19 protein-coding genes are annotated in these 22097 nt (G+C 56.2%); 11 read left to right on the top strand and 8 right to left on the bottom strand.

Translation table 11 applies throughout. The features are described 5' to 3' along the window. Nucleotides 1-140 precede the first annotated feature (140 nt). From HG264_RS13870 to HG264_RS13860, 3 genes are read left to right on the top strand one after another with little or no spacing between them, the layout of a single operon-like run. Nucleotides 141-1289 (top strand): efflux RND transporter periplasmic adaptor subunit, encoded by a 1149-nt coding sequence (locus HG264_RS13870; protein WP_169408223.1) that lies wholly within the window; start codon nucleotides 141-143, stop codon nucleotides 1287-1289. Between the two features lie 6 nt (nucleotides 1290-1295). Then, nucleotides 1296-4448 carry an efflux RND transporter permease subunit gene (locus HG264_RS13865; RefSeq protein WP_169408222.1) on the top strand — a complete coding sequence of 1051 codons (3153 nt, stop codon included), beginning with the start codon at nucleotides 1296-1298 and terminating at the stop codon, nucleotides 4446-4448. Beyond that, nucleotides 4445-5869 (top strand): AdeC/AdeK/OprM family multidrug efflux complex outer membrane factor, encoded by a 1425-nt coding sequence (locus HG264_RS13860; RefSeq protein ID WP_169408221.1) that lies wholly within the window; start codon nucleotides 4445-4447, stop codon nucleotides 5867-5869. Before HG264_RS13865 ends, HG264_RS13860 begins: the two co-directional genes overlap by 4 nt. Nucleotides 5870-5925: 56 nt before the next feature. Here the strand turns inward: HG264_RS13860 and HG264_RS13855 are convergent, their stop codons facing one another. Continuing rightward, the gene (locus HG264_RS13855) at nucleotides 5926-6621 is read right to left on the bottom strand and encodes a tellurite resistance TerB family protein (RefSeq protein WP_169408220.1); all 696 of its coding nucleotides are present in this window, start codon (nucleotides 6619-6621) and stop codon (nucleotides 5926-5928) included. Between the two features lie 235 nt (nucleotides 6622-6856). On the opposite strand from HG264_RS13855, the gene HG264_RS13850 reads away from it, so the two are divergent. From HG264_RS13850 to HG264_RS13840, 3 genes are all read left to right on the top strand, one after another. Next, a complete protein-coding gene (locus HG264_RS13850; protein ID WP_169408219.1) occupies nucleotides 6857-8461 on the top strand; it encodes a tetratricopeptide repeat-containing response regulator in 1605 nt (534 codons plus the stop codon). Beyond that, a complete protein-coding gene (locus HG264_RS13845) occupies nucleotides 8458-9162 on the top strand; it encodes a sensor histidine kinase KdpD (RefSeq protein ID WP_169408218.1) in 705 nt (234 codons plus the stop codon). Before HG264_RS13850 ends, HG264_RS13845 begins: the two co-directional genes overlap by 4 nt. A gap of 115 nt (nucleotides 9163-9277) precedes the next feature. Continuing rightward, the gene (locus HG264_RS13840; protein WP_169408217.1) at nucleotides 9278-10936 is read left to right on the top strand and encodes a long-chain-fatty-acid--CoA ligase; all 1659 of its coding nucleotides are present in this window, start codon (nucleotides 9278-9280) and stop codon (nucleotides 10934-10936) included. A 78-nt stretch (nucleotides 10937-11014) separates the two neighbouring features. Here the strand turns inward: HG264_RS13840 and arsB are convergent, their stop codons facing one another. Together arsB and HG264_RS13830 are read right to left on the bottom strand one after the other, a co-directional pair. Then, a complete protein-coding gene (gene arsB, locus HG264_RS13835; RefSeq protein ID WP_218573006.1) occupies nucleotides 11015-12076 on the bottom strand; it encodes an ACR3 family arsenite efflux transporter in 1062 nt (353 codons plus the stop codon). Beyond that, nucleotides 12069-12428, bottom strand: coding sequence for a helix-turn-helix transcriptional regulator (locus tag HG264_RS13830; protein WP_169408216.1), 360 nt, complete (start codon nucleotides 12426-12428; stop codon nucleotides 12069-12071). The genes arsB and HG264_RS13830 overlap by 8 nt, the downstream gene beginning before the upstream one ends. Nucleotides 12429-12645: 217 nt before the next feature. Here HG264_RS13830 and HG264_RS13825 point away from each other — a divergent pair, with 217 nt between their 5' ends. The 5 genes from HG264_RS13825 (at nucleotide 12646) to HG264_RS13805 (ending at nucleotide 16260) form a co-directional block, all read left to right on the top strand. After that, nucleotides 12646-13578, top strand: a complete 933-nt coding sequence (locus HG264_RS13825; protein ID WP_169408215.1) for an alpha/beta fold hydrolase — start codon at nucleotides 12646-12648, stop codon at nucleotides 13576-13578. Beyond that, nucleotides 13578-14276, top strand: a complete 699-nt coding sequence (gene tsaA, locus HG264_RS13820) for a tRNA (N6-threonylcarbamoyladenosine(37)-N6)-methyltransferase TrmO (RefSeq protein ID WP_169408214.1) — start codon at nucleotides 13578-13580, stop codon at nucleotides 14274-14276. Before HG264_RS13825 ends, tsaA begins: the two co-directional genes overlap by 1 nt. Before the next feature lie 68 nt (nucleotides 14277-14344). Further along, on the top strand, nucleotides 14345-14707 hold the full coding sequence (locus tag HG264_RS13815; RefSeq protein ID WP_169408213.1) for a DUF3301 domain-containing protein: 363 nt from the start codon (nucleotides 14345-14347) through the stop codon (nucleotides 14705-14707). A 186-nt stretch (nucleotides 14708-14893) separates the two neighbouring features. Then, nucleotides 14894-15865, top strand: a complete 972-nt coding sequence (locus tag HG264_RS13810; protein ID WP_169408212.1) for a GTP-binding protein — start codon at nucleotides 14894-14896, stop codon at nucleotides 15863-15865. 29 nt (nucleotides 15866-15894) lie between these two features. Beyond that, nucleotides 15895-16260, top strand: a complete 366-nt coding sequence (locus tag HG264_RS13805; protein ID WP_169408211.1) for an NADH:ubiquinone oxidoreductase — start codon at nucleotides 15895-15897, stop codon at nucleotides 16258-16260. Nucleotides 16261-16557: 297 nt separating this feature from the next. Here HG264_RS13805 and HG264_RS13800 read toward each other — a convergent pair whose 3' ends face one another. From HG264_RS13800 to HG264_RS13780, 5 genes are all read right to left on the bottom strand, one after another. Further along, complete coding sequence (locus HG264_RS13800; RefSeq protein WP_169408210.1) at nucleotides 16558-17715, bottom strand: porin; 1158 nt, start codon at nucleotides 17713-17715, stop codon at nucleotides 16558-16560. 377 nt (nucleotides 17716-18092) lie between these two features. Further along, entirely contained in the window at nucleotides 18093-19427 is a 1335-nt protein-coding gene (locus HG264_RS13795) for a TRAP transporter large permease (protein WP_169408209.1), read from the bottom strand. Nucleotides 19428-19489: 62 nt separating this feature from the next. Continuing rightward, nucleotides 19490-20047 (bottom strand): TRAP transporter small permease, encoded by a 558-nt coding sequence (locus tag HG264_RS13790; RefSeq protein WP_218573005.1) that lies wholly within the window; start codon nucleotides 20045-20047, stop codon nucleotides 19490-19492. Nucleotides 20048-20117: 70 nt separating this feature from the next. Further along, complete coding sequence (dctP, locus tag HG264_RS13785) at nucleotides 20118-21203, bottom strand: TRAP transporter substrate-binding protein DctP (RefSeq protein ID WP_169408208.1); 1086 nt, start codon at nucleotides 21201-21203, stop codon at nucleotides 20118-20120. Nucleotides 21204-21311: 108 nt separating this feature from the next. After that, nucleotides 21312-22079, bottom strand: a complete 768-nt coding sequence (locus HG264_RS13780; protein ID WP_169408207.1) for an SDR family NAD(P)-dependent oxidoreductase — start codon at nucleotides 22077-22079, stop codon at nucleotides 21312-21314. Nucleotides 22080-22097 lie beyond the last annotated feature (18 nt).

Here is a 22097-nt window from a genome sequence, read left to right as displayed (position 1 = left end):
AAAAGCGAAGATCCATAATGTTAACGAAGCTAAAAACGCTTACAAACATACGCGAATGTAAGTATATTGTCGCCCATTACTGACCAGCGCCTTTTTCAGGCCGGTTTAATCATTTTTGCAATTGTCCATGGGGTTCATTCATGCCAGCCACGCCCGTCCGCGCTGCTCTGCTTCCGGTCCTGCTCATCGCAGCGGTGCTATTAAGCGCCTGCGGTAAAGAAGAGGAAGAAGCCACTTCGCCTGCTGCCGAGCAAGCGACGCCCGAAGTGGGTGTTGTGACGCTCGAAGCCGAGCCCTTCACCCTGACCACCAATCTTCCCGGCCGCACAGCTGCCTATCGAGTAGCCGAGGTCCGGCCGCAGGTAAACGGCATTATCCAGAAGCGCCTGTTCAAGGAAGGCAGCGACGTGGAGGCCGGCGACCAGCTGTATCAGATCGATCCAGCCATCTACGAAGCGGCGCTGGAAAGCGCTAAAGCCGCCCAGGCGTCAACCAAGTCATTGGCGGACCGCTACGAGATACTGGTCAAGGAAAACGCTGTGAGCCGGCAGGCCTATGACGAAGCCCGCGCCTCAAACATGCAGGCCGAGGCTGCGCTGGAGCGCGCGCGCATCGATCTGCGTTACACCAAGGTTCTGGCTCCTATATCCGGCCGCATCGGCCGTTCCGCTGTGAGCGAGGGCGCCCTGGTGAACAATGGCCAGGCCGCTGCGATGGCAACGATCCAGCAGCTGGATCCGATCTATGTCGACGTTACCCAACCAGCACGGGAACTGTTGCGTCTGCGCCGCGACCTGGCCAATGGCCGGCTTGAGCGCGCCGGTGATAACGCCGCCAAGGTCAATCTGACACTGGAAGATGGCACAGTGTATGAACACGAGGGCACCCTGGAATTCTCCGAAGTGTCAGTCGAAGCGGGCACCGGCTCGGTCACCCTGCGCGCTGTGTTCCCGAACCCGGACAAGCTTCTGCTTCCAGGCATGTTCGTTCATGCAGAACTCGTTGCAGGCACCCGCAGTGAAGCCATTCTTGCACCACAGCAGGGCGTGACGCGCACCCCGACAGGCACCGCCACCGCGCTCGTGGTCAATGACGAAAACGTTGTCGAGCTGCGCAATATCAAAGTGGACCGTACCGTCGGTAACCGCTGGCTGGTGAGCGAAGGCCTTGAGGCAGGTGATCGCCTGATTACTGAAGGCTTCCAGTTCATCAGTCCTGGCGCCGAGGTCAAGGCCGTTCCTGCCGGTAATGTTGAGCAGCCGGCACAGCAATCCGGTCAGGAAGGTTAATTATTCATGCCACATTTCTTTATCGACCGACCGATATTTGCCTGGGTTATCGCCCTGGTGATCATGCTGGCCGGGGGGCTTTCTGTTCTCAGCCTGCCGGTCAACCAGTATCCAAGCATCGCACCGCCCGCCGTGCGGATTTCCGTAAGCTATCCCGGCGCCTCGGCGCAGACTGTGCAGGACACCGTGGTCCAGGTGATCGAGCAGCAGATGAACGGGATCGACGGTCTGCGCTACATCAGTTCGCAGAGCAACTCCGACGGCAGCATGCAGATCAACGTGACCTTCAACCAGGGCACCGATCCGGACATCGCCCAGGTTCAGGTACAAAACAAGCTCCAGCTGGCAACGCCCCTTCTACCCCAGGAAGTACAGCAACAGGGTATTCGTGTTACCAAATCGAGCAGCAACTTCCTGATGGTAGTGGGCGTCGTCTCGACTGATGGCAGCCTGACCCGGGACGATCTCTCCGATTATGTCGTGTCCAACATCCAGGACCCGATCTCACGTACCGATGGGGTAGGTGACTTCCAGGTGTTCGGTGCGCCCTACGCCATGCGCATCTGGCTGGACCCGGCCAAGCTGAACAATTTCGAGCTCATGCCTTCGGATGTCAGTGCGGCAATCCGTGCGCAGAACGTGCAGATCTCTTCCGGCCAGTTTGGCGGCTTGCCGGCGGTGCCCGGCCAACAATTGAACGCGACCATCATCGGCAAGACCCGCCTGCAGACGCCGGAAGAGTTCCGCAATATTCTGCTGAAGGTCAACAGTGATGGCTCGCAGGTCCGCCTGGAGGATGTCGCACGGGTTGAGATGGGTTCACAAAACGCAGCCATAACCGCCTTGTACAACGGCATGCCCGCCACGGGTATTGCGGTAAACCTGGCTACCGGCGCGAACGCCCTGGAAACTGCCAACGCGGTCAAGGAAACCATCGCCAGCCTGCAGCCGTTCTTCCCGCCGGGCATGGATGTGGTCTACCCGTTTGAAACAGCGCCGGTGGTATCGGCTTCGATTGAAGGCGTGGTGCACACGCTGTTCGAAGCGATCGTGCTGGTATTCCTGGTGATGTATCTGTTCCTGCAGAACTTCCGCGCCACACTGATTCCGACCTTGGCTGTACCGGTGGTATTGCTGGGCACATTCGGTGTGCTGGCGGCCTTTGGCTTCAGCGTGAACATTCTGACCATGTTCGCCATGGTACTTGCCATCGGTCTGCTGGTGGATGACGCGATCGTGGTGGTGGAAAACGTCGAACGGGTCATGGAGGAAGAAGGCCTGCCGCCGGTTGAAGCCACCCGTAAGTCCATGAGCCAGATTCAGGGGGCACTGGTCGGTATCGGCCTGGTGCTGTCCGCGGTGTTTGTCCCCATGGCCTTCTTCGGTGGCTCCACCGGGGTGATCTATCGCCAGTTCGCCATCACCATCGCATCAGCCATGACCCTGTCGGTACTGGTTGCGCTGATCTTCACGCCCGCCCTCTGCGCCACCATGCTCAAGCCCATCCCGAAGGGCTCGCATCATGAAAAACGCGGGTTCTTCGGCTGGTTCAACCGTACCTTCAACCGTGGGGTAAGCCGGTACGAGCGTGGCGTGTCTTCTATCCTGCGGCGCAAGGCACCCTATCTGCTGCTGTATGTGGTGATCGTCGGCATCATGGCGCTGCTGTTCACCCGCTTGCCGTCAGCCTTCCTACCCGATGAAGATCAGGGCGTACTCTTTGCCCAGGTACAAACGCCAGCCGGTTCGACCGCTGAGCGAACCCAGGCGACCGTGGACCGGATGCGTAACCACCTGCTTACGGAGGAAGGCGACATCGTCGAGTCTGTATTTACCGTAACCGGCTTCAGCTTCGCCGGTCGCGGACAGAACTCTGCCATTGCCTTTATCGGTCTGAAGCCATGGGACGAACGTCCGGATCCGGAGCAGAGTGTCTTCGCCCTGGCTGAACGTGCCCAACAGGAATTCAATACCTACCGGGATGCGATGGCGTTTGCCTTTGCTCCGCCTGCTGTCATGGCGCTGGGCAACGCGACGGGTTTCAACTTCTTCCTGCAGGATAATGCCGGTGTCGGGCATGCCACCTTGATGCAGGCACGTAACCAGTTCCTGGGGATGGCCGCAGAACATCCGGTGCTTACCGCCGTGCGACCCAACGGGCTGGACGACGAACCGCAATATCAGCTGATTGTGGACGATGAGCAGGCGCGCGCACTGGGCGTATCGCTAAGTGATGTGAACGCTACCCAATCGGTCGCCTGGGGTTCCAGCTACGTCAATGATTTCATCGACCGCGGTCGGGTCAAACGGGTCTATGTCCAGGGCGAAGCCGAAGCACGTATGAATCCGGAAGACCTGGACAAGTGGTTCGTGCGCAACAATCAGGGTGAAATGGTGCCCTTCAGCGCCTTCGCCACCGGCGAATGGATCTACGGTTCGCCAAAACTGGCACGTTACAACGGTGTTCCGTCCATGGAAATCATGGGCGAAGCAGCACCCGGTTACAGTACCGGTGACGCCATGGCCGCGGTTGAAGAGCTGGCCGGCAAGCTGCCCGAAGGCGTAGGCATTGCCTGGACAGGTCTGTCATTTGAAGAGCGGCTTTCCGGCGACCAGGCTCCCATGCTGTATGCATTGTCCTTGCTGGTGGTGTTCCTGTGTCTCGCCGCGCTGTATGAAAGCTGGTCGATTCCGCTGGTAGTGCTGTTGGTGGTGCCGCTGGGTGTGATCGGTGCATTGCTGGCGACCCTGGGTCGTGGTCTGTCGAACGACGTGTTCTTCCAGGTCGGCCTGCTTACCACGGTCGGTTTGACGGCGAAGAACGCCATTCTGATCGTCGAGTTTGCCAAGGATCTGCACGAGCAGGGCATGAGCCTGGTGGACGCTGCGGTTGAGGCCTGCCGGATGCGTTTGCGCCCGATCATCATGACCTCCATGGCATTCACGCTCGGCGTGGTCCCGCTGGCATTGGCCAGCGGTGCCGGCGCCGGTAGCTCACACGCGATCGGTACCGGGGTCATCGGCGGCATGCTTACCGCAACCGTCCTGGTCATATTCTGGGTGCCGCTGTTCTTCGTTATGGTGTCCTCGGTATTCAGCCGCAGGAAGCAGGACGAATCCGACAGCGAAGCTGTTACCACCGAGGAGCCAGCCAAGTGAAAAGAACCTTATTAAGCGTATCGCTGGCAGTCACGCTTAGCGGCTGCTCGATGATTCCTGATTTTCAACGGCCCGAATCCCCGGTAGCGGACAGTTGGCCGCAGGGCGAGGCGTATTCGACCAGTACTAACGAGCAAACCGCCAATCTGGGGTGGGGACAGTTTTTCCAGGACCCGGCGCTACGTGAGTTGATCGGCGTAGCGCTGGAAAATAACCGCGACCTGCGTGTCGCCGCACTCAATGTCGAGGCGACGCGGGCTTTGTATCGCATCCAGCGCTCGGATCTGTTTCCCTCAATCAGCGCTGATGGCAGTGGCAACCGCAGCCGCACGCCGGCCAGCCTGAACCCTATGGGCGAAGCTGATATCAGCAGTCAGTACAGCGCCACCCTGGGCATTGGCTGGGAGCTCGATCTGTTCGGTCGCCTGGGAAGCCTGCGCGAGCAGGCCCTTGAAGAATATCTGGCCACCGAAGCAGCTCAGCGCAGCGTACAGATCAGCCTCATCGCTGCCGTAGCCAACACCTATCTGACCTGGCAGGCCGATCAGGCGCTCCTGGAAATCACCCGCGGTACGCTTGAAACTTACGAGGAAAGCCTGTCGCTGACCCAGCGCAGCTATGACGTGGGGGTCGCCTCCTCATTGGAGCTGACCCAGGCCCGCACCGCTGTGGAAACGGCACGCAGCAGTCTCGCGCGCTATACCCGGCTGGTAGCCCAGGATCGCAACGCCCTGGCGCAACTCCTCGGCCAGCGTCTGCCGTTCAGGGATGTGGATCCAATTGATCTGCAACGCAGCTACCTCACCGATCTGCCGGTGGGATTGCCGTCGGAATTGTTGGTCAACCGGCCGGATATTGTTGAAGCTGAACGTCGGCTGCGCGCTGCCAACGCCAACATAGGCGCGGCCCGGGCAGCTTTCTTTCCGAGTATCAGCCTGACGGGTGCCGCAGGCAGCGCCAGCAGTGATCTGGACGGGTTGTTCGATAGTGGCTCGGATTACTGGAGCTTTTCACCAAGCATCAGCCTGCCCATCTTCAACGCCGGCCGTCTGCGTGCGAACCTTGATTACGCAGAGATCATTCGCGACGCCCGCGTAGCGGAGTACGAACGCTCCATTCAGGAAGCCTTCCGCGATGTATCAGATGGCCTTGCTGCGCGTGATACCTATGTGCAACAGGTACAGGCGCAAAGTGATCTGGTCGAAGCCAGCGAAAGCTATTTCGAGATTGCCGAGCGACGGTATCGCACGGGCGTCGACAGCTATCTCACCCTGCTTGATGCCCAGCGCCAGCTATTCACCGCACAGCAGCAGCTGATCGGCGACCGTCTGAGCCAGCTGGTCAGTGAAGTCGAGTTGTTCAAGGCGCTGGGTGGTGGCTGGCAGGCTGAGGCCGAGGCTGAGTCTATCGCTGCGCAATGAAACCAACCCGCGCCGGCACTGCCTGTGGGCAGTGTCGGCGGGTTGCGTTCAACGCCTCATGCGACTGACTGTTCGGCCTGACGCTCGAGCTCGGTTTTCAGTTCCGGATCAAGCTTCAACTGCCGCGCCAGTTCGTCCAGATACGCACGCTCCATGTAATTTTCTTCGTCAACCATCAGCAAACTGGCCAGATACATTTCAGCCGCCATTTCCGGCGTGCTCGCGGCCCTGGCGATCTCGGCCGGATCAAGTGGCCGGCGCAACTCTTGGTCGAACCAGCTCTGCAGTTCCCGATCCTCAGTCAGTTTATTGATTTCCCCTTCTATCAACTCCCGCTCACGGTCATCAACGTGCCCGTCCGCCTTGGCCGCCCCTATCACCGCTCGCAGGATCGCCTGGCTGTGCTCTTCAACCTGCGGCGGGGGCAGTCGATCTATGGTTTGTGGCTCGCTCACCGTGTTGTTGCCGGTACGTTGTTGCCAACTGCCGTAGGCCTTGTAGGCGATCACACCCAGGGCAGCCAACCCGCCGTAGGTAGCAACCTTCTTGCCGACCTTGCGGGCCTTCTTGTTACCCATCAGCAAGCCTATCGCCGAACCACCCAGGGCACCACCGCCGACCCCGGACAACAGTCCCGCCAGGGGAGAGTCAGTACGGCCCGATGGCTGGCTGGAGGATTTCATGCCTGCCTGCCCTTGCAGCAGATCAGAACCGGATTTCAATAATTGATCGAGCAGACCACGGGTAATCATGATGAGTGCCTCATATTCAGGGAAAGAAAGCCAATCCCGGCGGCAGGCCGCCGCCAGTCTGATGGCAAGTCGGGAGATGCTGATGCTCTGATAGACTCCGGCACATAGGTGCGGTTCAGGAGATAACGTATCTGCTAATTGCCGCGTAATGGCACTTTGCCCTACCCTGATGATTGGCTGTTCCGGCTTGAAGGATCAAGCGGCGCGATCCCCACATCGACGTTCAGGATTTCAGATGATTGATTACAGCAACAAGCGGGTGCTGATAGCGGATGATTTTTCCGGTTTCCGCACATCGGTTACCGCCATGCTACGCCAGATGGCAGTGCGCGACGTCGATTCGGTCGCGACAGGCGAAGAGACCCTCGCGCTATGCCGGAATAACCGATACGACATCATTCTGCACGACTACAACCTCGGTGACGGCAAGAACGGCCAGCAGGTGCTGGAAGAATTGCATCACACCAAGCGCATCAGTCCGCATTGCATCTTTGTCATGGTTACCGCTGAAAGCAGCCAGGCGATGGTCATAGCAGCCTTGGAATGCGAACCCGACGCGTATCTCACCAAGCCGTTCAACCGCGCCAGTCTCGAACAACGCCTGGATAAACTGGTCCAACGCAAGACGACGCTCAAACCAATACTGGACGCGATCAGCCGGGATGACCCGCAGGCCGTGGTTGGCGCCTGTCGAACAATGATCCAGGCGCAGCCGCGACTCGCCCCGCTATGTCAGCGTTATCTGGCCGACGCGCTGGCGCAGCTCGGTCAGGATGCCGAACTGGAAGCCTTGCTTAACGAACTGGTCGGGGATCGACCTCTACCCTGGGCGCTGGTCACATTGGGCAATCATCAGCGTACTAAAGGCCGGCTCGATGAAGCGCAGGCGCTGTACGAGCGAGGTATCGAATTATTTCCGATGCTCCCCGCCCTGTTTGACGGACTAGCCGCTATACATGACGCGCGTGGCGATAGCCTTGCCGCCCAGCAGTGTCTGGAGCAGGGCATAAAAATCTCACCCCACGCCCTACAGCGCCAGGTGGAACTAGGCAAGCTAGCGCGGCGCAACGAAGATTATGCTCAGGCTACCCGCGCCTTTCGCCACGCTGTTGGCCTGGGCCGCAATTCAGCCTTTCGTAACGCTGAAACGCATCTCCAGCTGGCCGCCACCCTGACCGAGCAGGACGGTCCGGGCGCAATTAACCCCAAAACGCTGCTCGAGATTCGTCAGACATTGGCCGAAGTGGATAAAACCTGGAAGAACGATGCGAGTTTGGTCGCCCGTTCAAATTTGCTGCAAGGGAGCGCACTGGCTAAAAGTGGCCAGAAGAGCGAAGCGGAGCGTTACGCCCAGATGGCCTCCGAACACCTTGAGTCTTTGGACGGCGGCCTGGCTCCGGAACTGGCACTGGACGTCGCGAGACAACTGCGTGAACTAGGCCGTGCGGATAGCGCAGACACTGTATTGGCCACCTGCGCCGAAATGTATGGGGACGATCCGGTGGTGCTCGAGCAAATCGCCGAGTTGATCGACAACCCGGAGATCATAAGAAGCGGGGAGCATGCCAAAGCGAAAAACCGTGAAGGCATCAAGTGCTATCAGCAGAAACAGTTTGAGGAAGCGCTGGGATTGTTTCGTCAGGCCAGTGCAAGCCAACCGCGCAACATCAGCTACGCATTGAATACGGCGCAATCCCTGCTGCGATTGCTGACACAAACGCCCGATGAGGCCCTCAAGGCTGAATGTTTAAGGTGTCTCGCTCAGGCGCACAACATGCCCACCACTGACAAGCGATACGAGCGCTATCAGAAACTGCGCAAGGCGGTGGAAGCGCTATGAACGACGATCGCGAACAACCGGGCGCAGGCCTCGACTTTTCCACTGTCATCGCCTCTACCGTACATGACATGAAGAATTCCTTGGCCATGTTGATGCAGGCTTACAGCCAATCCCTGGCCAGCCTGCCGGCGGAACTGAGTAACAGCCGTGAACACGGCGTGATCGAATATGAGTCCCTGCGTCTTAACGGCATGCTGGTGCAGATGCTTGGCCTGTACAAGCTGCAGGTTAACCAACTGCCCCTGCGGCCTGCCTGGATTGAAATGGACGACTTTCTCGAAGCGCAGCTGGCCCGCCACGACAATATTCTGCGGGCCCGCCACATCGACGGCAGTTATGAGGTCGAAGAAGAAGGCATGCTCGGCTATTTCGATACGGAGCTGGTCGGCTCGGTGGTGGCGAACGTGATCAACAATTCCATACGTTACGCACGCTCGGCCATCCAACTGCATGCGGGTATACGCGACGGCCAGCTCTCAATCACCATTTGCGACGACGGCGAGGGTTATCCGCTAGCGATGATCGAACGCCAATCGGAGTATGTGATGGGCATTGATCTGAGTACCGGGAGCACCGGGCTCGGTCTGTATTTTGGCGAACGCATCGCCCGGCTGCACCAGCGCAACGGCATACCGGGCCATATTGAACTGAGTAACGACAGCCCGCTTGGCGGCGGAAGCTTCCGCATTCTGTTGCCCTGACTCTCCGATGCTTATGATGTGTCAACAACGGCATTGTTAGCGGTTTCCAGACTATCCGGCTCCGACTACTCTCGGGAACAGACCCTCGCATTCAAGCACGCCGGAGAATAACAAGATGTTCGATCGACACTACGATGTCTGGCCCGCCCTGGTTCCGCATTTCCTCGAGCTTCCCCGCACCTGCCTGTATAGCAACCTGGCGGTCTCGGCGCTGCGCTATCCGGACCATCCTGCCATTCTGTATTACGGCACCGCACTAAGTTACCGCGAGCTGGAACGTCAGGCGCAGAGCATGGCGGGACATCTGCAACAGCATGGCGTGAAGGCTGGGGACAGGGTTTTGCTGTACATGCAGAACAGCCCGCAGTTTGTGGTGAGCTTTTATTCCATTTTGCGGGCCAATGCCGTGGTCGTGCCGGTCAACCCGATGAACCGCCGCGCCGAACTTGAATACCTGATCACCGACACCGAGGCTGACGTCGCCCTCTGCGGCCGCGAGTTGCTGGACAACGTCACCGGATTGCTTGAGGAAGGTTCACTGCGCCATGTAGTCGTGAGCGCCTATAGCGAATATGTGACTGAACCGCCGGTCGGAGAGCTGCCCGATGCGGTGAAGCTGCCGAGTGATATTCCGCAACAGCCGGGTCTGGTCGCCTGGCAAGACGCCCTCGCGGCAAACCATATTCCCGGACCGCTGACTACCGGACCGGATGATCTCTGCGTGATTCCCTACAGCTCCGGCACGACCGGTAACCCCAAGGGCTGCGTGCATACGCACCACAGCGTCATGGCAACCGCCGTGTACTGTTCGGTATGGGGCAATGCCCAGCACAACAGCGTACAGCTGGTATCTGTGCCGCTGTTTCACGTGACCGGCATGCAGGTGTGCATGAACAGCGCGATCTATATCGGCGGCACTCAGGTGATCATGACGCGCTGGGACCGCAAGACCGCTGCGCAACTGATCCAGCGGCATCAGATCACCAACTGGCGGAACATCTCCACCATGGTGGTGGATCTGTTGTCGGAGCCAACCATCGATGACTATGACCTGAGCAGCCTGCAATCCATTGGCGGTGGCGGCGCGGCCATGCCGGCTGCGGTGGCAGCGAAACTGGAAAACAAGACCGGGTTGCACTATTCAGAGGGCTATGGTCTCTCGGAGACCATCAGCGCCACTCATATGAATCCACCGCAGGCACCCAAGCCACAATGTCTGGGCATTCCAATCATTGGAGTTGATTCGCGGATCATCAATATCGATACGCTGGAGGAGGTCGGTCCGGGCGAAAGCGGTGAGATCGTCATGCACGGGGAGCAAGTATTCCAGGGTTACTGGCGGCGGGACGAAGCCACTGCAGAGGCCTTCGTCGAGCTGGATGGCAAGCGTTTCTTCCGCTCTGGCGATATCGGCTACTACGACGAAGAGGGTTACTTCTTCCTGGTCGACCGGGTCAAGCGCATGATCAATGCCTCCGGCTTCAAGGTCTGGCCGGCGGAAGTCGAATCACTGCTCTACGGACACCCCGCAGTGCAGGAAGTCTGCATAATCTCAGTGCCCGACGAGCGCCGCGGCGAAACCGTCAAGGCCGTGATTGTTTGCGCTGCCGGTCAGAATGCAGACGCCGAAGACATCCTCGCCTGGTGCCAGGAAAATATGTCAGCCTATAAATGCCCCAAGCTGATCGAGTTCGTGGACAGCCTGCCGAAATCGCCCACCGGAAAAATCATGTGGCGAGCGCTGCAGGAACAGGAATGGAGCAATGCGGACTGAGCCGCTTTTGATCGGGCCTGGCTGAAGGAGCCTGAATGCACTCAGCCGGCGGGAGCTGCGCCAGCTCCTGCCGGCTGTTCAGGTGCCTTCGCCGGGAAACCAGTGCCGGGTGCGGTTGGCGAAGGCGACCAGCGAAAGCATCACCGGCACTTCAACCAGCACCCCTACAACAGTCACCAGCGCGGCCCCTGAGTTCAGGCCGAACATTCCGATAGCAACCGCTACCGCCAGTTCGAAGAAATTTGATGTACCGATCATGGCGCACGGCGCGGCAATATTGAACGGCACCTTCCAGAGCTTCGCTGCAGTGTAGGCGAGGGCGAAAATCCCATAGGACTGAATCAACAGGGGGATCGCTATCAAGGCAATCAGCACCGGTTGATCAAGGATGACCTGGCCCTGAAAGCCAAACAGCAGCACAACGGTAGCCAGCAAACCCAACACCGAAAAGGGTTTGACCTGTGTGTTGAAGCGCAGCAGCGATTGCGCAGCTGTCTGAGGGGAAACACCCGCGCTGAGTTTGACCCGCGTTATGACCCCGGCCAACAACGGAATCACCACATAAAGCCCTACCGACAACAACAGTGTCGCCCACGGAACGTCTATTTCGGTGACGCCGAGCAGCAGCGCCACAATGGGTGCAAAAGCGAAGATCATGATGACGTCATTCAACGCCACCTGAGCCAGAGTGTAGGTGGCATCGCCTCGCGTCAGCTGGGACCAGACAAATACCATAGCCGTGCAAGGCGCTGCGCCGAGCAGAATCAGCCCGGCGATGTACTGACCTGCATTGGCCGGATCGATGAGATCCGCAAACAGATACTCGAAGAACAATACCCCCAGCAGTGCCATGCTGAATGGCTTGATCAGCCAGTTGACCGTGAGCGTGATGACCAGGCCCTTCGGCCGTTCGTGCAATCGCCGCAGACTGGTGAAATCCACCGAGACCATCATCGGATAGACCATAAACCAGATCAGCACCGCCACCACAAAATTCACCGAGCCATATTCAACCGCTGCCAGCAGCTCGAAGACATGCGGAAACAGGCTGCCAAGTACAATGCCAACCACTATGCCCAGAGCTACCCAGACCGAAAGGTAGCGCTCAAATGCTGAAATAGCCTGTTTGGTGTTACTCATGGGACGCTCCTTCTGAATTACATCGACCCTCGTCATCGCAGAGCGCGCCATGCTGCTGTACCTTTTCAACGGTGACCTGCAACCAGCTTGAAAGCAGCGCAAGGCCATCCGGATTGAGCGAATAACACACACGCGGCCCCTCTATTTCACCGCACACGATGCTCGCCTGCTTCAGGATGCGCAGGTGCTCGGATACAGTGGACTGAGCGAGGCCGAGTTCCCGGACTATCTCGCCACCTACACATATATGGCGATCAAGCAGCAACTCAACTATCTGCAGCCGTGCCGGATGGCCCAGTGCACGCGCTGTTTCAGCGACCTTGAAAAGCGTATTTTTCCTATCTGTTTTCATCGAGGCTCAAATGGAACACAAGGCAATCATGACGGTCGTTTATCGTATATCGTCGTTTGGCGATATTACTCGCGTCGCCTCCTCGTGCAAAGCAGTTGACTGGCCCTATTGGTGCTCTAACACGCGAGATTCCAACGAATCTGTCGCCCGCATGGGTGAATTTTTTGAACGTTAATTCATTTACTCTACACCCGCGATTACTAAGGGCTAGACACATATGGAAATGCTGATTGGACTTATCGGCCTGGCAGTGCTGATAGTGATTTATGTTCGTCGTTTTTTGCTTCGCAAGGAAACTCAACCGCTCCAGGCGGAAACCTACAACGGAGAAATCTTCAGGGTCGGTAAGGCTGTGATAGCCAGGCGAGCCGGTACTGGCACCAAATCCAGCGTGGTGGCGGTGCACGGTTTTGCTGAGAATTTCACCTATTTCAACCGGTATTACTCAGCGCCCCATCTGGAGCTGATCACGCTTAACTGCGCCGATTATCATCTGCCGGTCGAGAAACCAAAATACGTGACCGCAGACTGGACCTTCGTTCCCAAGCACCAGCCAGGCACGATTGCCTACGACGCGGCGGTGTTGAATCTGGCTATTGAGAATCTGGTCAGTCATAGCTCACTGCGGGTCCATGGGCACTCACGCGGCGGTGCGGTGGTGCTGGAAGCAGCACGCCAGCGTCCCGACCTGTTTGTGGATGCCGAGGTGATTCTGGAGGCACCGCTTTTGCCACAGGCCCGGCCTGTCCAGGAGATCTCGCCTATCGTCGCCTGGTTGATGCCGTTTTACCTGGCAGCCTGGCAACAACAGCCCATCTCGGAAAAAAACCGCACACGCTGGGGCCCACTGGCGGACCCACACAAGCGTGACATGGTGATGCGATTCCCCTTTAGCACAAGGACACTGTCCACCCTGGTTACCAACATGCAGGACATGGAAAACTGGACAGCAACCACCGGGCCTGATATCTACCGTCATGTTCGTTGCGGCGCCATACTGCTACCCACCAACGACCGGATTCTCGATCCGGCTTCCATGCGTACTAGCGCTCAACAGGCAGAGAACCTGCAGATCATCGAAATAGAAGATGGGAGCCATTTTGTGATTCACGATCATCCGTCATCCGTCCCCCCGGTTCCGCACGTCTGATGGGTTTCAGCTTCGAACCTGTCGGACAGGTTCATTCGTGTTTCCGGGAAAAATTTGCCATTCCGCGTCAGCCGCGCCTGGCACCCGCTTCAACAGCTGTCATTGAGTTGCTTCCACCCTATGACCAGGTCGAAGCAACCGAGGGGCTGGAGTCGTCCAGTCACATCTGGATACTCTTCGTCTTCCACGCCGCTCCTTCCGGAGAGGCGCACTTGAGAGTGCGTCCGCCCCGGCTCGGCGGCAACCTCAAGATCGGCGTGTTTGCCAGCCGCGCGACCCACAGACCCAATTCGATCGGTCAGTCAGTGGTGAAGCTGGACGCGGTGCAACCGGGCCGGTTGTTGATTTCAGGTCATGACCTGCTCCACGGCACGCCTGTGCTGGATATCAAGCCCTACGTGCCTTACGTCGACTCGGTAGCCAACGCGACCAACACCCTGGCATCCTCAGCGCCCGCATTGATCGAGGTGCAGTGGACCCCGCAGGCGCTTATTCAGGCGCGGGACCACGCCAGTCGACTGGGCCAACCGGTGGTTGAGCTAGTGGAACAATGTCTGGCGCAGGACCCCAAGCCCGCCTACCAGCAGCCCGGACCGGACCGGCAATACGGCGCTATGTTCTGGGATTTCAACGTCACCTGGCACTACCCCTCTGGCGATCGGATCAGCGTACTCGCCTTGTCATCTGCGCTTGCATGAGGTGATGTGCCGGTCCCCTCGCCCCATGCAATAATCATCCACATCAGAATCTACGGAGCGCCGGACTGATGATCGATCTGGGTCATGTCACCCTGCTTATCCTGGCATTCTGGGCGGGCGCCTGGATCTGGCGCGGGCTGGGTCTGCGCGACCGCGCATTGAGCCTGGTACGCAGCCACTGCAGCAAAGCCGATGTTCAGCTGCTTGATGAAAGCATAGCGCTGGTCCGACTCAGACCTGGTCGCAATCGCAACGGGCGAATTGGATTGATCCGTCGTTATGCCTTCGAATTTACCGTCACGGGAGAGCGGCGCTACCCCGGCTACGTTGAGCTGCACGGCGCGCAGCCGCTCAATCTGGAGCTGGCACCGCACCCGTTCCCCGGCGAAGGGCCGGACAAACCACCGTCTAACGTGCACTATCTACGCTAGGAAGCGTCCCTCAGCTGGTGAAAAAAGTCTGCTTGGTTGCCGCTTCGTTCCACGTGGAACCTGTCGGCAAGCCTACCAGCAGAGGATGGCAAGCTGAGACCGGTTCGACAGATCCCCGGGCGTTTTTGCCCCAATCTGTAGTCTGATTGCACGAGCGCTTCGTCCAACACCTTTCAGGGCATGGCCATGCTTGAACAAATACCTACCCATCTCATCGCCGGCCCTCTCGGGTCGGGCAAAACAACCTTGATGCGACACTTGATCTCAGAGCGGCCAGAAGGCGAGCGGTGGGCCATTCTTATCAATGAGTTCGGCGAGGTAGGCATTGACGCAGCGCTGCTGCAGAACGATGAAGAGGGTATCAGCCTGGCAGAAGTGCCAGGAGGCTGCCTATGCTGCGTGAACGGCTTACCCTTTCAGGTCGGATTGAGCCGGCTACTGCGTCGTGCCCGGCCTGATCGATTGTTCATTGAAGCGTCCGGGCTCGGCCATCCTTCCACGCTTCTGACACAACTGGGCAACTTCCCATGGAAGGACGTACTTGCTCTGCAACCGATGCTGATGGTGCTGGACGCGCAAGCCCTGCATAGCGGCAAGGGTTTGGCTGATGCGCAGCGAGCGGCGCTGCCGCAAGCTGGCATGTTGATTCTCAACAAGTCGGCGGGCCTGGGTCTGTCCGATCGCAAAGCGTTACTTAGCGGACTGAAGACAGCCGCGCCCGTGTACTGGAGCCAGCACAGCCAGTTGCCATGGGAGAAGGTGCCGCGTCAGACAAAACCGTTGGCTATCGCGCCTGGTCTGGACGATCTGCCCGACACTCCCACCGGTCCCGCTACCCTCTGGCGCAGCGTAGAAGACTGGCACTGCCGTCAGTCCAGTCGGGATGTGTGGTACAGCATCGGCTGGCATATTCATCCAGCGCAACAATTCAAACGCGAGGCGCTGGAGGAATGGCTAAGCCGTTCGCAATGGCAGCGCGCCAAGGGCGTTGCGCACACCGAAGATGGCTGGATGAGCTTCAATGGCACAGGCGAAAAGTCACTCAACTGGCAGCCAAGCCCCTGGCGGAGCGACAACCGAATCGAGCTGCTGATGACTCAAAGGCCGGACTCGCGTCAGCTGGAAAGCGGCTTGCAGGCAGCGCGGCGTAAACAGTAAGGTTGGCTTTTCGCCATCGCCGATACCTTATGAAGTCGATACTGCTCGTGCCCGTTCTGCTAGGCGTCATGGCCGAGGTCCATGCCACGGCCTGCCTGATACAGTCTGACGATGAACAGGAGCCGATACGTTTATGCCAGCAAAACATGACGATTCCGGAAAATCTGTTCGAGGAGAATTTCTGTCAGCCGAATATTCCCGAACGCAGCTTCAAGATCGAACTGATCGAAACCTGTCCGGCGGGTGCCTACGGTATCTGTGAAGGCTCGCGTACTGAAGGCGTTGGTTACCAGCAGTCCATTTATTACTATTCAAATGCCAGCGATGCGCCTGTTCTGAAAGCCTATTGTGAACAGATCAGCCAGGGCAAATGGATTGAGCCGACCGCTCAGTAAGTGAAACCAGGTTGCAGGTCTGGACTGACTCATCGTACAGGGGCGGGCTGTTCAGCCAGGGGACCGAGATTCAGCACCATGCCCGTCTCAAGTCCTAGTCGATCCGCCGTTCCGGCTGCGACCTCGATGACAAACCATAACGGCGTTTTATCAGACAAGCATCACTGGGCGGGCGTTGCGGGACGTAGGTTCTGCCAAGCCGATACAGTGATAAAAAACCTCACTTATCGCACGAATAAAAAACCCCGGTCGAACCGGGGAAAGTCTGCCTGACACAGATTACAAATACCTTTGAAGTCAGAACTGGAATTCTGCCCCTACCGATACAACATAGGGACTCCCTCCATCGACAGTAGCAACCCGGTCACCGTGAGCAAAGTCTGCTGTGCCATACCGGCCATTAGCACTATTATCGGTCATAGTCGCTACCGCATGAAGCGTCAGAGGCTTGGATAATTTATGAAATATACCAATGCTATATTGATTTGCATCATCTCCGCCCTCGGCAATGTCAGACTCATCAGCATGCATCCACTGCCCGGCAACGGATGTTCGCTGGGTGACGTTATAGCTCAGATAAGCACCATATTCAGAGCGAGACAAAGAGCCTCCAGCGACGGAGTCGTCAGTATCAATGTCCCCGAAAATAGCGCCAGCAGTGATTGGCCCGCTGGTATAACGTGCGCCGACACGCCAAGCGTCAATACTACCTCCGAACGCATCAGCCCAATTTTCATATGCGCCCATCAGCATAACTGGTCCAAGTTTATAGCCGAGACTCATGCTATAGACGTCATCCTCATTGGTGTCGATAAATCTGTCGGAAGATCCCTCCGTCCCCCGCTGCCCATCAAATGAATATAGCGCAGATACCGTTAAACCCTGGATGGCATGGTCCCACTTGAGGGCGTTTTGAGCTCGAAGATCCAGGCGGGCTCCAGAAACCGAGCTTTTGCCTAAAATAGCCATCGGATCAGCGGCAGTAGCCACAAACAACGAGTTGCGAATGCCCATCGCTTTGAACGGAGTGTCCATATGCCCGGCTCGGAATAAGCCAACTGGCGTTTTCACGCCCAAAAAAGTGTCCCTCGTTCCTAGCGTGTCACCGCCATCCGTGTCGGGGTTGAATTTGGTTTCTAATTGCCAAACAATCGTGTACGGATCATTTTCGAGTGCATAGGAGCCCCGGATGCCAAAAAGCGTAGTATTAGATGAAAGACCAATGCTGCCATCCGTCAGTCCTGAGGATTTATTTTCTGGCGTAGACCCCAGGTCAGAATCACCATAATCAACCGAAAGTCTAACTTTTCCGTAAATCTCAAATGTCTCTTCCGTGGCAGGGTTTTTATCTATGTCCACGTCGAATGAGTATGCATGTGCTGCAGAGGATAACGACAGCATTACAGGTAGAGCGACTGGCAACAAATATAGTCGCTTGATTTCGGAAGATCTCATCACTACTTTCCTTTTGTTATTGGCAATCAGCGCGAAGCCTACGACACCAATCTACAAATTATTTTTATTTACAACAATATACAATACGTTTCGCTGGGTTAACTTCAGGTTTACCAAAAAGAGCAATTACGAATCCTGGCTCGATATGTCATCACTACTAACAAGACCTTTTAAATACACAAAACTGCATTCACCAGGATCCATGAAAAAACAAGCAGGGTTCGTGAGCTGCGCTATGAAACGCAACCGTATTCAGCAGGCGTAGCGAAGAAGAGCGGATCAAACCTAAAGCCGAGTCACTGCTTGCAGCTTGGTAGCGCTATGCCCCCAAAAGAGACATAGGCTATGGAGTCAAAAACAGTTCTAGAGCATTTGATTCACATCATATCCGGAAGAAACATGACGATCTGAGGGAAAGCCACGAGCAATACGATAGTCGCCACATCCGCGACGAGAAACCAGGTAACACCCTTAAATATCTGCCCAATGGAAACCTCTCCACCGACAACAGCCTTAATAATAAAACAGTTGATCCCTATGGGCGGCGATATGAGACCTATTTCCAGGTATTTAATCATTATAATTCCAAACCAGATCATGTTGTAATCCAGCCCTTCCACAATCGGTATAACAATAGGAAGGGTGAGCAACATAATCTCGATCGAACCCATAAATGTCCCCAAAAACACATAGAGCACTGACAGACTGGCTATAATGACCCATGGCGGCACATCGAAACCGCCTGCCCAGGCTGCCAAATCACCAGCTATTCCAGTCAATGCGGTGAAAGACGTCACCATGTATGCGCCAATGATTGCCGCGAATAACATCGACGTGGTTTTCAACGTTTCAGAAAATGCCGCATTAGCTTTTTTTCGATCCATACGGCCGGAGAAAAGACACAACGCGAAAGCTACAGCCGCGCCGATCGCCCCAGCTTCCGAAGGTGTGAACATACCAGAATATAAGCCGCTTACAATCACGCCGATAAGAAGCAACATACCCCACGTACTTTTCAGCGAACTGACCTTTTCCTTCGTAGTGGAGCGCTCAACCAACGGCGCTAGCGAAGGATTCAGTTTCGCGCGCACCATGATCATCCCCACATATATACCCAGCGACAATAGGCCAGGAATAATACCCGCAACGAACAGCTTCGCGATCGACTGCTCGGTAAATACTGCATAAAGAATAATAAGAATACTTGGGGGAATTAAAGAGCCGAGAGTACCAGATGCTGCCACCACACCCGTCGCGAGTCCTTTGTGATACCCGCGAGCGAGCATTTCCGGAACAGCCATCCGGCCCATCGCTGCCGCGGTAGCAAGACTAGAGCCACTAATCGCAGCAAACAGCGCGCATCCTACGCTTGATGCGACAGCAAGACCGCCTGGGACGCGGCCCAGCCAAAGCCGGGCAGAGGCATAAATATCTCTAGTAAATCCTCCTTCTGTTGCGAGGTAGCCCATCAAAAGAAACATCGGGATGGTTGTAAACGTATAATCGGAGGTGCTTGAAAATGGCAAGCTTCCCAAGAATGAGTTTGCCGTGTCCATGCCTGCTTGGATGTTGAAATCTTGACCTCGGGCAGCGACCACCAGCACCATACCGACGTACCCTGATGTTACAAGCACAACAGCAATAGGTACTCGTAACAGCAACAGTGTTATCATTCCTATTGTCACTACGATGCCAACAGTTTGGGGATCCATAACTAACTCCAGCTTGATTTTATTGTCTTCCCCGAACCTATCGTAAACAGGGAAATGTTAGCTCAAGGCGTTTCATTCAGATGCTCAGTCTCGCGCAGCACTGTCTTGAATTCCGATCCAGCCTCATGGCGGGTGGCTGGCCAGATTATCTGGACTATTATTCGCAGACACCACCATGCGAGACCAAAGGGGATTAGCATCTTCGCAGGCCAATCCCTGAGATCAAGTACGCTGTTATAGGCGAGCTCATCGAAGATGTAAGCTTCGTAAGCACTTTGCCAGCTAACGTAAGCCATTCCGCCAAATATTATCAGCCCAATCAGGAGTGCTATCGAAACCAGGGCGTTCTGGATAAATTTAGGAAAGTGATCGGTAAGTACCGTAACTTCCAAGTGCGCTCCCATGGACTGGACCCAGCTCAAGGGCAAAAATACCAGACCCACCATGAGAAGTTCCGCAATTAACAGGTCGTCGGGCACAGACCAGTTCAGGAACGTACGGCCAAATACTGATATAAAAGTAATCAGCACCATAGTTCCGAGCAGTAATTGTGCAAACCGGATGAGCCACCGATCGACAGCATTCATATAACGATTTAGGTTGTAGCCAATCATGGACATTTAACGACCTCTAGGATAGGGGGAGGGAGGAACAGGGCGCCTGACGCGCCCTGTCTAACCTTTGTTTTATCTATTCCCAAGGATATCCGTTTTGTTCAACTTCTTTGGCAACTATGTTTATCTCTTCGAGATATGCGCCGTAGAGCTCTTTTGCAATACTGTTCCGCTTCGCCGTTTGTTCTAAATTGTCACGCGCGGACCCTTTGACTGCTTCGGCCCAGACTTTCCGCTGCTCTTCGTTGAGCTGGTGAACTTTTGTAGGATATTCTGGATGATTCTCAAGCTCCTCCCGAGCATTCAAATTATCTTCTATATCCCCACGTGCCTGGCGGACAAGCCACTCGCCTTTCAATTCTTCAATGACCGCTCTGGTCTTCTGGGATAAATTTTCATATACCCGCTTATTCATGACGACGATATTGGTCTGCTGCCCAAGACTGGGCTCCACTACGTGGTTGACGATTTCGTGATGGCGATAAGGAATTACGTAGTTGAGATAGCTTTGCGCGCCATCTATCGTTCCCCGACCGAGAGCGGTATAGATATCAGGAAATGTTAAATTAACAGGATTAACGTTCCAGGGTTCCAGGCTCGCTGCTTTTGCCCAAAGCGATGCCAAACGGATTTTTTTGCCACCAAAATCGTCCGGTGTAAAAAACGGGGTGTCTTTGCTAATAAGAACTCCAGGCCCGATCGAATAGTGCGACAAGTACACCATATTATTACGGTCTAACTCTTCTTGGAGCTGCGGAAATTTGTCATACATACGACGCCATGCTTCCATCGTGACGTACTGATCGCCGCTTCCCTCGGCCGTAGTTGACAAGTAGTGCAGTGGCATCCTGGCTTGAGAGTATGCGGGAATAACATATCCCGCATCAGCAACCCCAGAGCTGATGCCTCCTACAGCGTCTTTTAGCTTAACCAGACTACCCATGTAGTGAACATTTACCGAAACCTCACCATCCGTCCGGCTTTCTAGCTCCTGTGCCCACCAGCTAAGGGCTTTGTTTATCCCAGTTTCGGTTGGGGGGCTTGCACTCGCATATGATATTTGCCGAGCCTGAGCATCGAAGCTGGCGGTGGTAAACACTGCCGCTAGCGCTAAGCTTGCGAGGGTCAATTTTGAGGCTAAGCCAACTTTCGTATTGCGCATCGCATCTACTCCTATCTTTCTTATTCGCATTGTTGTCGCTCGGAATAACTAACACTTTTGTCGATGTTTTCGTGTCAAAAGCTAAGGCCAACAGGTAAATCAAGTTATCTAGAACATGAACTCGCCACCATTGAGGTGCAACGCCTGGCCATTTACAAAGCCAGCTCCGTCAGTGCACAGGTATAAACAGCCCTCGGCGATGTCCTCTACCTCACCCCAACGGCGAACGGGGATGGTCGCTTTTTTCTTCTCCACATCAGTATTGGGATATTGGCTCCAGTCTCGCTCCGTATTGATCGCGCCGGGCACCACCGTGTTGACAGTTATGCCTGACGGGCCAAACTCCCGCGCCAGTGCCTTGGTGAATCCATGCATGCCGGCCTTGCAGGCGATGTTGTGGGCGCGGTTGAGGATGTGGCCGGTGAACCCGTCATAACCCGAGACGTGAATTAGCCTGCCCCAACCTTGCTCCTGCATGTTCGGCAGGACCAAACGGTTGAGGTAGAACACCGAGCTCAGGTTGGTTTCCAGAACCTTGCGCCAGTCTACGATAGAAACGTCGAGAAAAGGCTGGTGCAGGCGCCGGCCGACATTCGAGATTGCAATGTCTATCCCGCCGAAGTGCTCGTTCGCTGAATCGACCATGCCGGCAACGGCATCTGGATCCGAGACGTCGCACATGTAGGGCAACGCCTGCCCGCCCAGGCTTTTGATCTCGGCAACCACAGCGTCAACCTTGTCTCGGTTACGGGATCCGTTTACCACGACATTTGCGCCAGCTTGGGCAAACCGCAGCGCGATCGACTTGCCGATGTTCTGACCGGAGCCTGTTATCAGTGCTGTCTTTCCAGCGAGTGGCTTGTTTGTTTGTTCCATCTCGTTCTCCTGTGCTGC

This window comes from Pseudomonas sp. gcc21 (genome assembly GCF_012844345.1).
Lineage (GTDB): Bacteria > Pseudomonadota > Gammaproteobacteria > Pseudomonadales > Pseudomonadaceae > Halopseudomonas.
The sequence above is the reverse complement of the archived record's forward strand: the minus strand, read 5'-3'. Positions and strand labels throughout refer to the sequence as shown.

Coding starts and splice junctions, on each gene's coding strand:
- HG264_RS13780 (WP_169408207.1), bottom strand. CDS start 22,079: ATGGAACAAACAAACAAGCCACTCGCTGGAAAGACAGCACTGATAACA.
- HG264_RS13795 (WP_169408209.1), bottom strand. CDS start 19,427: ATGGATCCCCAAACTGTTGGCATCGTAGTGACAATAGGAATGATAACA.
- HG264_RS13790 (WP_218573005.1), bottom strand. CDS start 20,047: ATGTCCATGATTGGCTACAACCTAAATCGTTATATGAATGCTGTCGAT.
- tsaA (WP_169408214.1), top strand. CDS start 13,578: ATGGGTTTCAGCTTCGAACCTGTCGGACAGGTTCATTCGTGTTTCCGG.
- HG264_RS13840 (WP_169408217.1), top strand. CDS start 9,278: ATGTTCGATCGACACTACGATGTCTGGCCCGCCCTGGTTCCGCATTTC.
- HG264_RS13815 (WP_169408213.1), top strand. CDS start 14,345: ATGATCGATCTGGGTCATGTCACCCTGCTTATCCTGGCATTCTGGGCG.
- arsB (WP_218573006.1), bottom strand. CDS start 12,076: ATGAGTAACACCAAACAGGCTATTTCAGCATTTGAGCGCTACCTTTCG.
- HG264_RS13800 (WP_169408210.1), bottom strand. CDS start 17,715: ATGAGATCTTCCGAAATCAAGCGACTATATTTGTTGCCAGTCGCTCTA.
- HG264_RS13865 (WP_169408222.1), top strand. CDS start 1,296: ATGCCACATTTCTTTATCGACCGACCGATATTTGCCTGGGTTATCGCC.
- HG264_RS13805 (WP_169408211.1), top strand. CDS start 15,895: ATGAAGTCGATACTGCTCGTGCCCGTTCTGCTAGGCGTCATGGCCGAG.
- HG264_RS13850 (WP_169408219.1), top strand. CDS start 6,857: ATGATTGATTACAGCAACAAGCGGGTGCTGATAGCGGATGATTTTTCC.
- HG264_RS13870 (WP_169408223.1), top strand. CDS start 141: ATGCCAGCCACGCCCGTCCGCGCTGCTCTGCTTCCGGTCCTGCTCATC.
- HG264_RS13825 (WP_169408215.1), top strand. CDS start 12,646: ATGGAAATGCTGATTGGACTTATCGGCCTGGCAGTGCTGATAGTGATT.
- HG264_RS13845 (WP_169408218.1), top strand. CDS start 8,458: ATGAACGACGATCGCGAACAACCGGGCGCAGGCCTCGACTTTTCCACT.
- HG264_RS13855 (WP_169408220.1), bottom strand. CDS start 6,621: ATGATTACCCGTGGTCTGCTCGATCAATTATTGAAATCCGGTTCTGAT.
- dctP (WP_169408208.1), bottom strand. CDS start 21,203: ATGCGCAATACGAAAGTTGGCTTAGCCTCAAAATTGACCCTCGCAAGC.
- HG264_RS13810 (WP_169408212.1), top strand. CDS start 14,894: ATGCTTGAACAAATACCTACCCATCTCATCGCCGGCCCTCTCGGGTCG.
- HG264_RS13830 (WP_169408216.1), bottom strand. CDS start 12,428: ATGAAAACAGATAGGAAAAATACGCTTTTCAAGGTCGCTGAAACAGCG.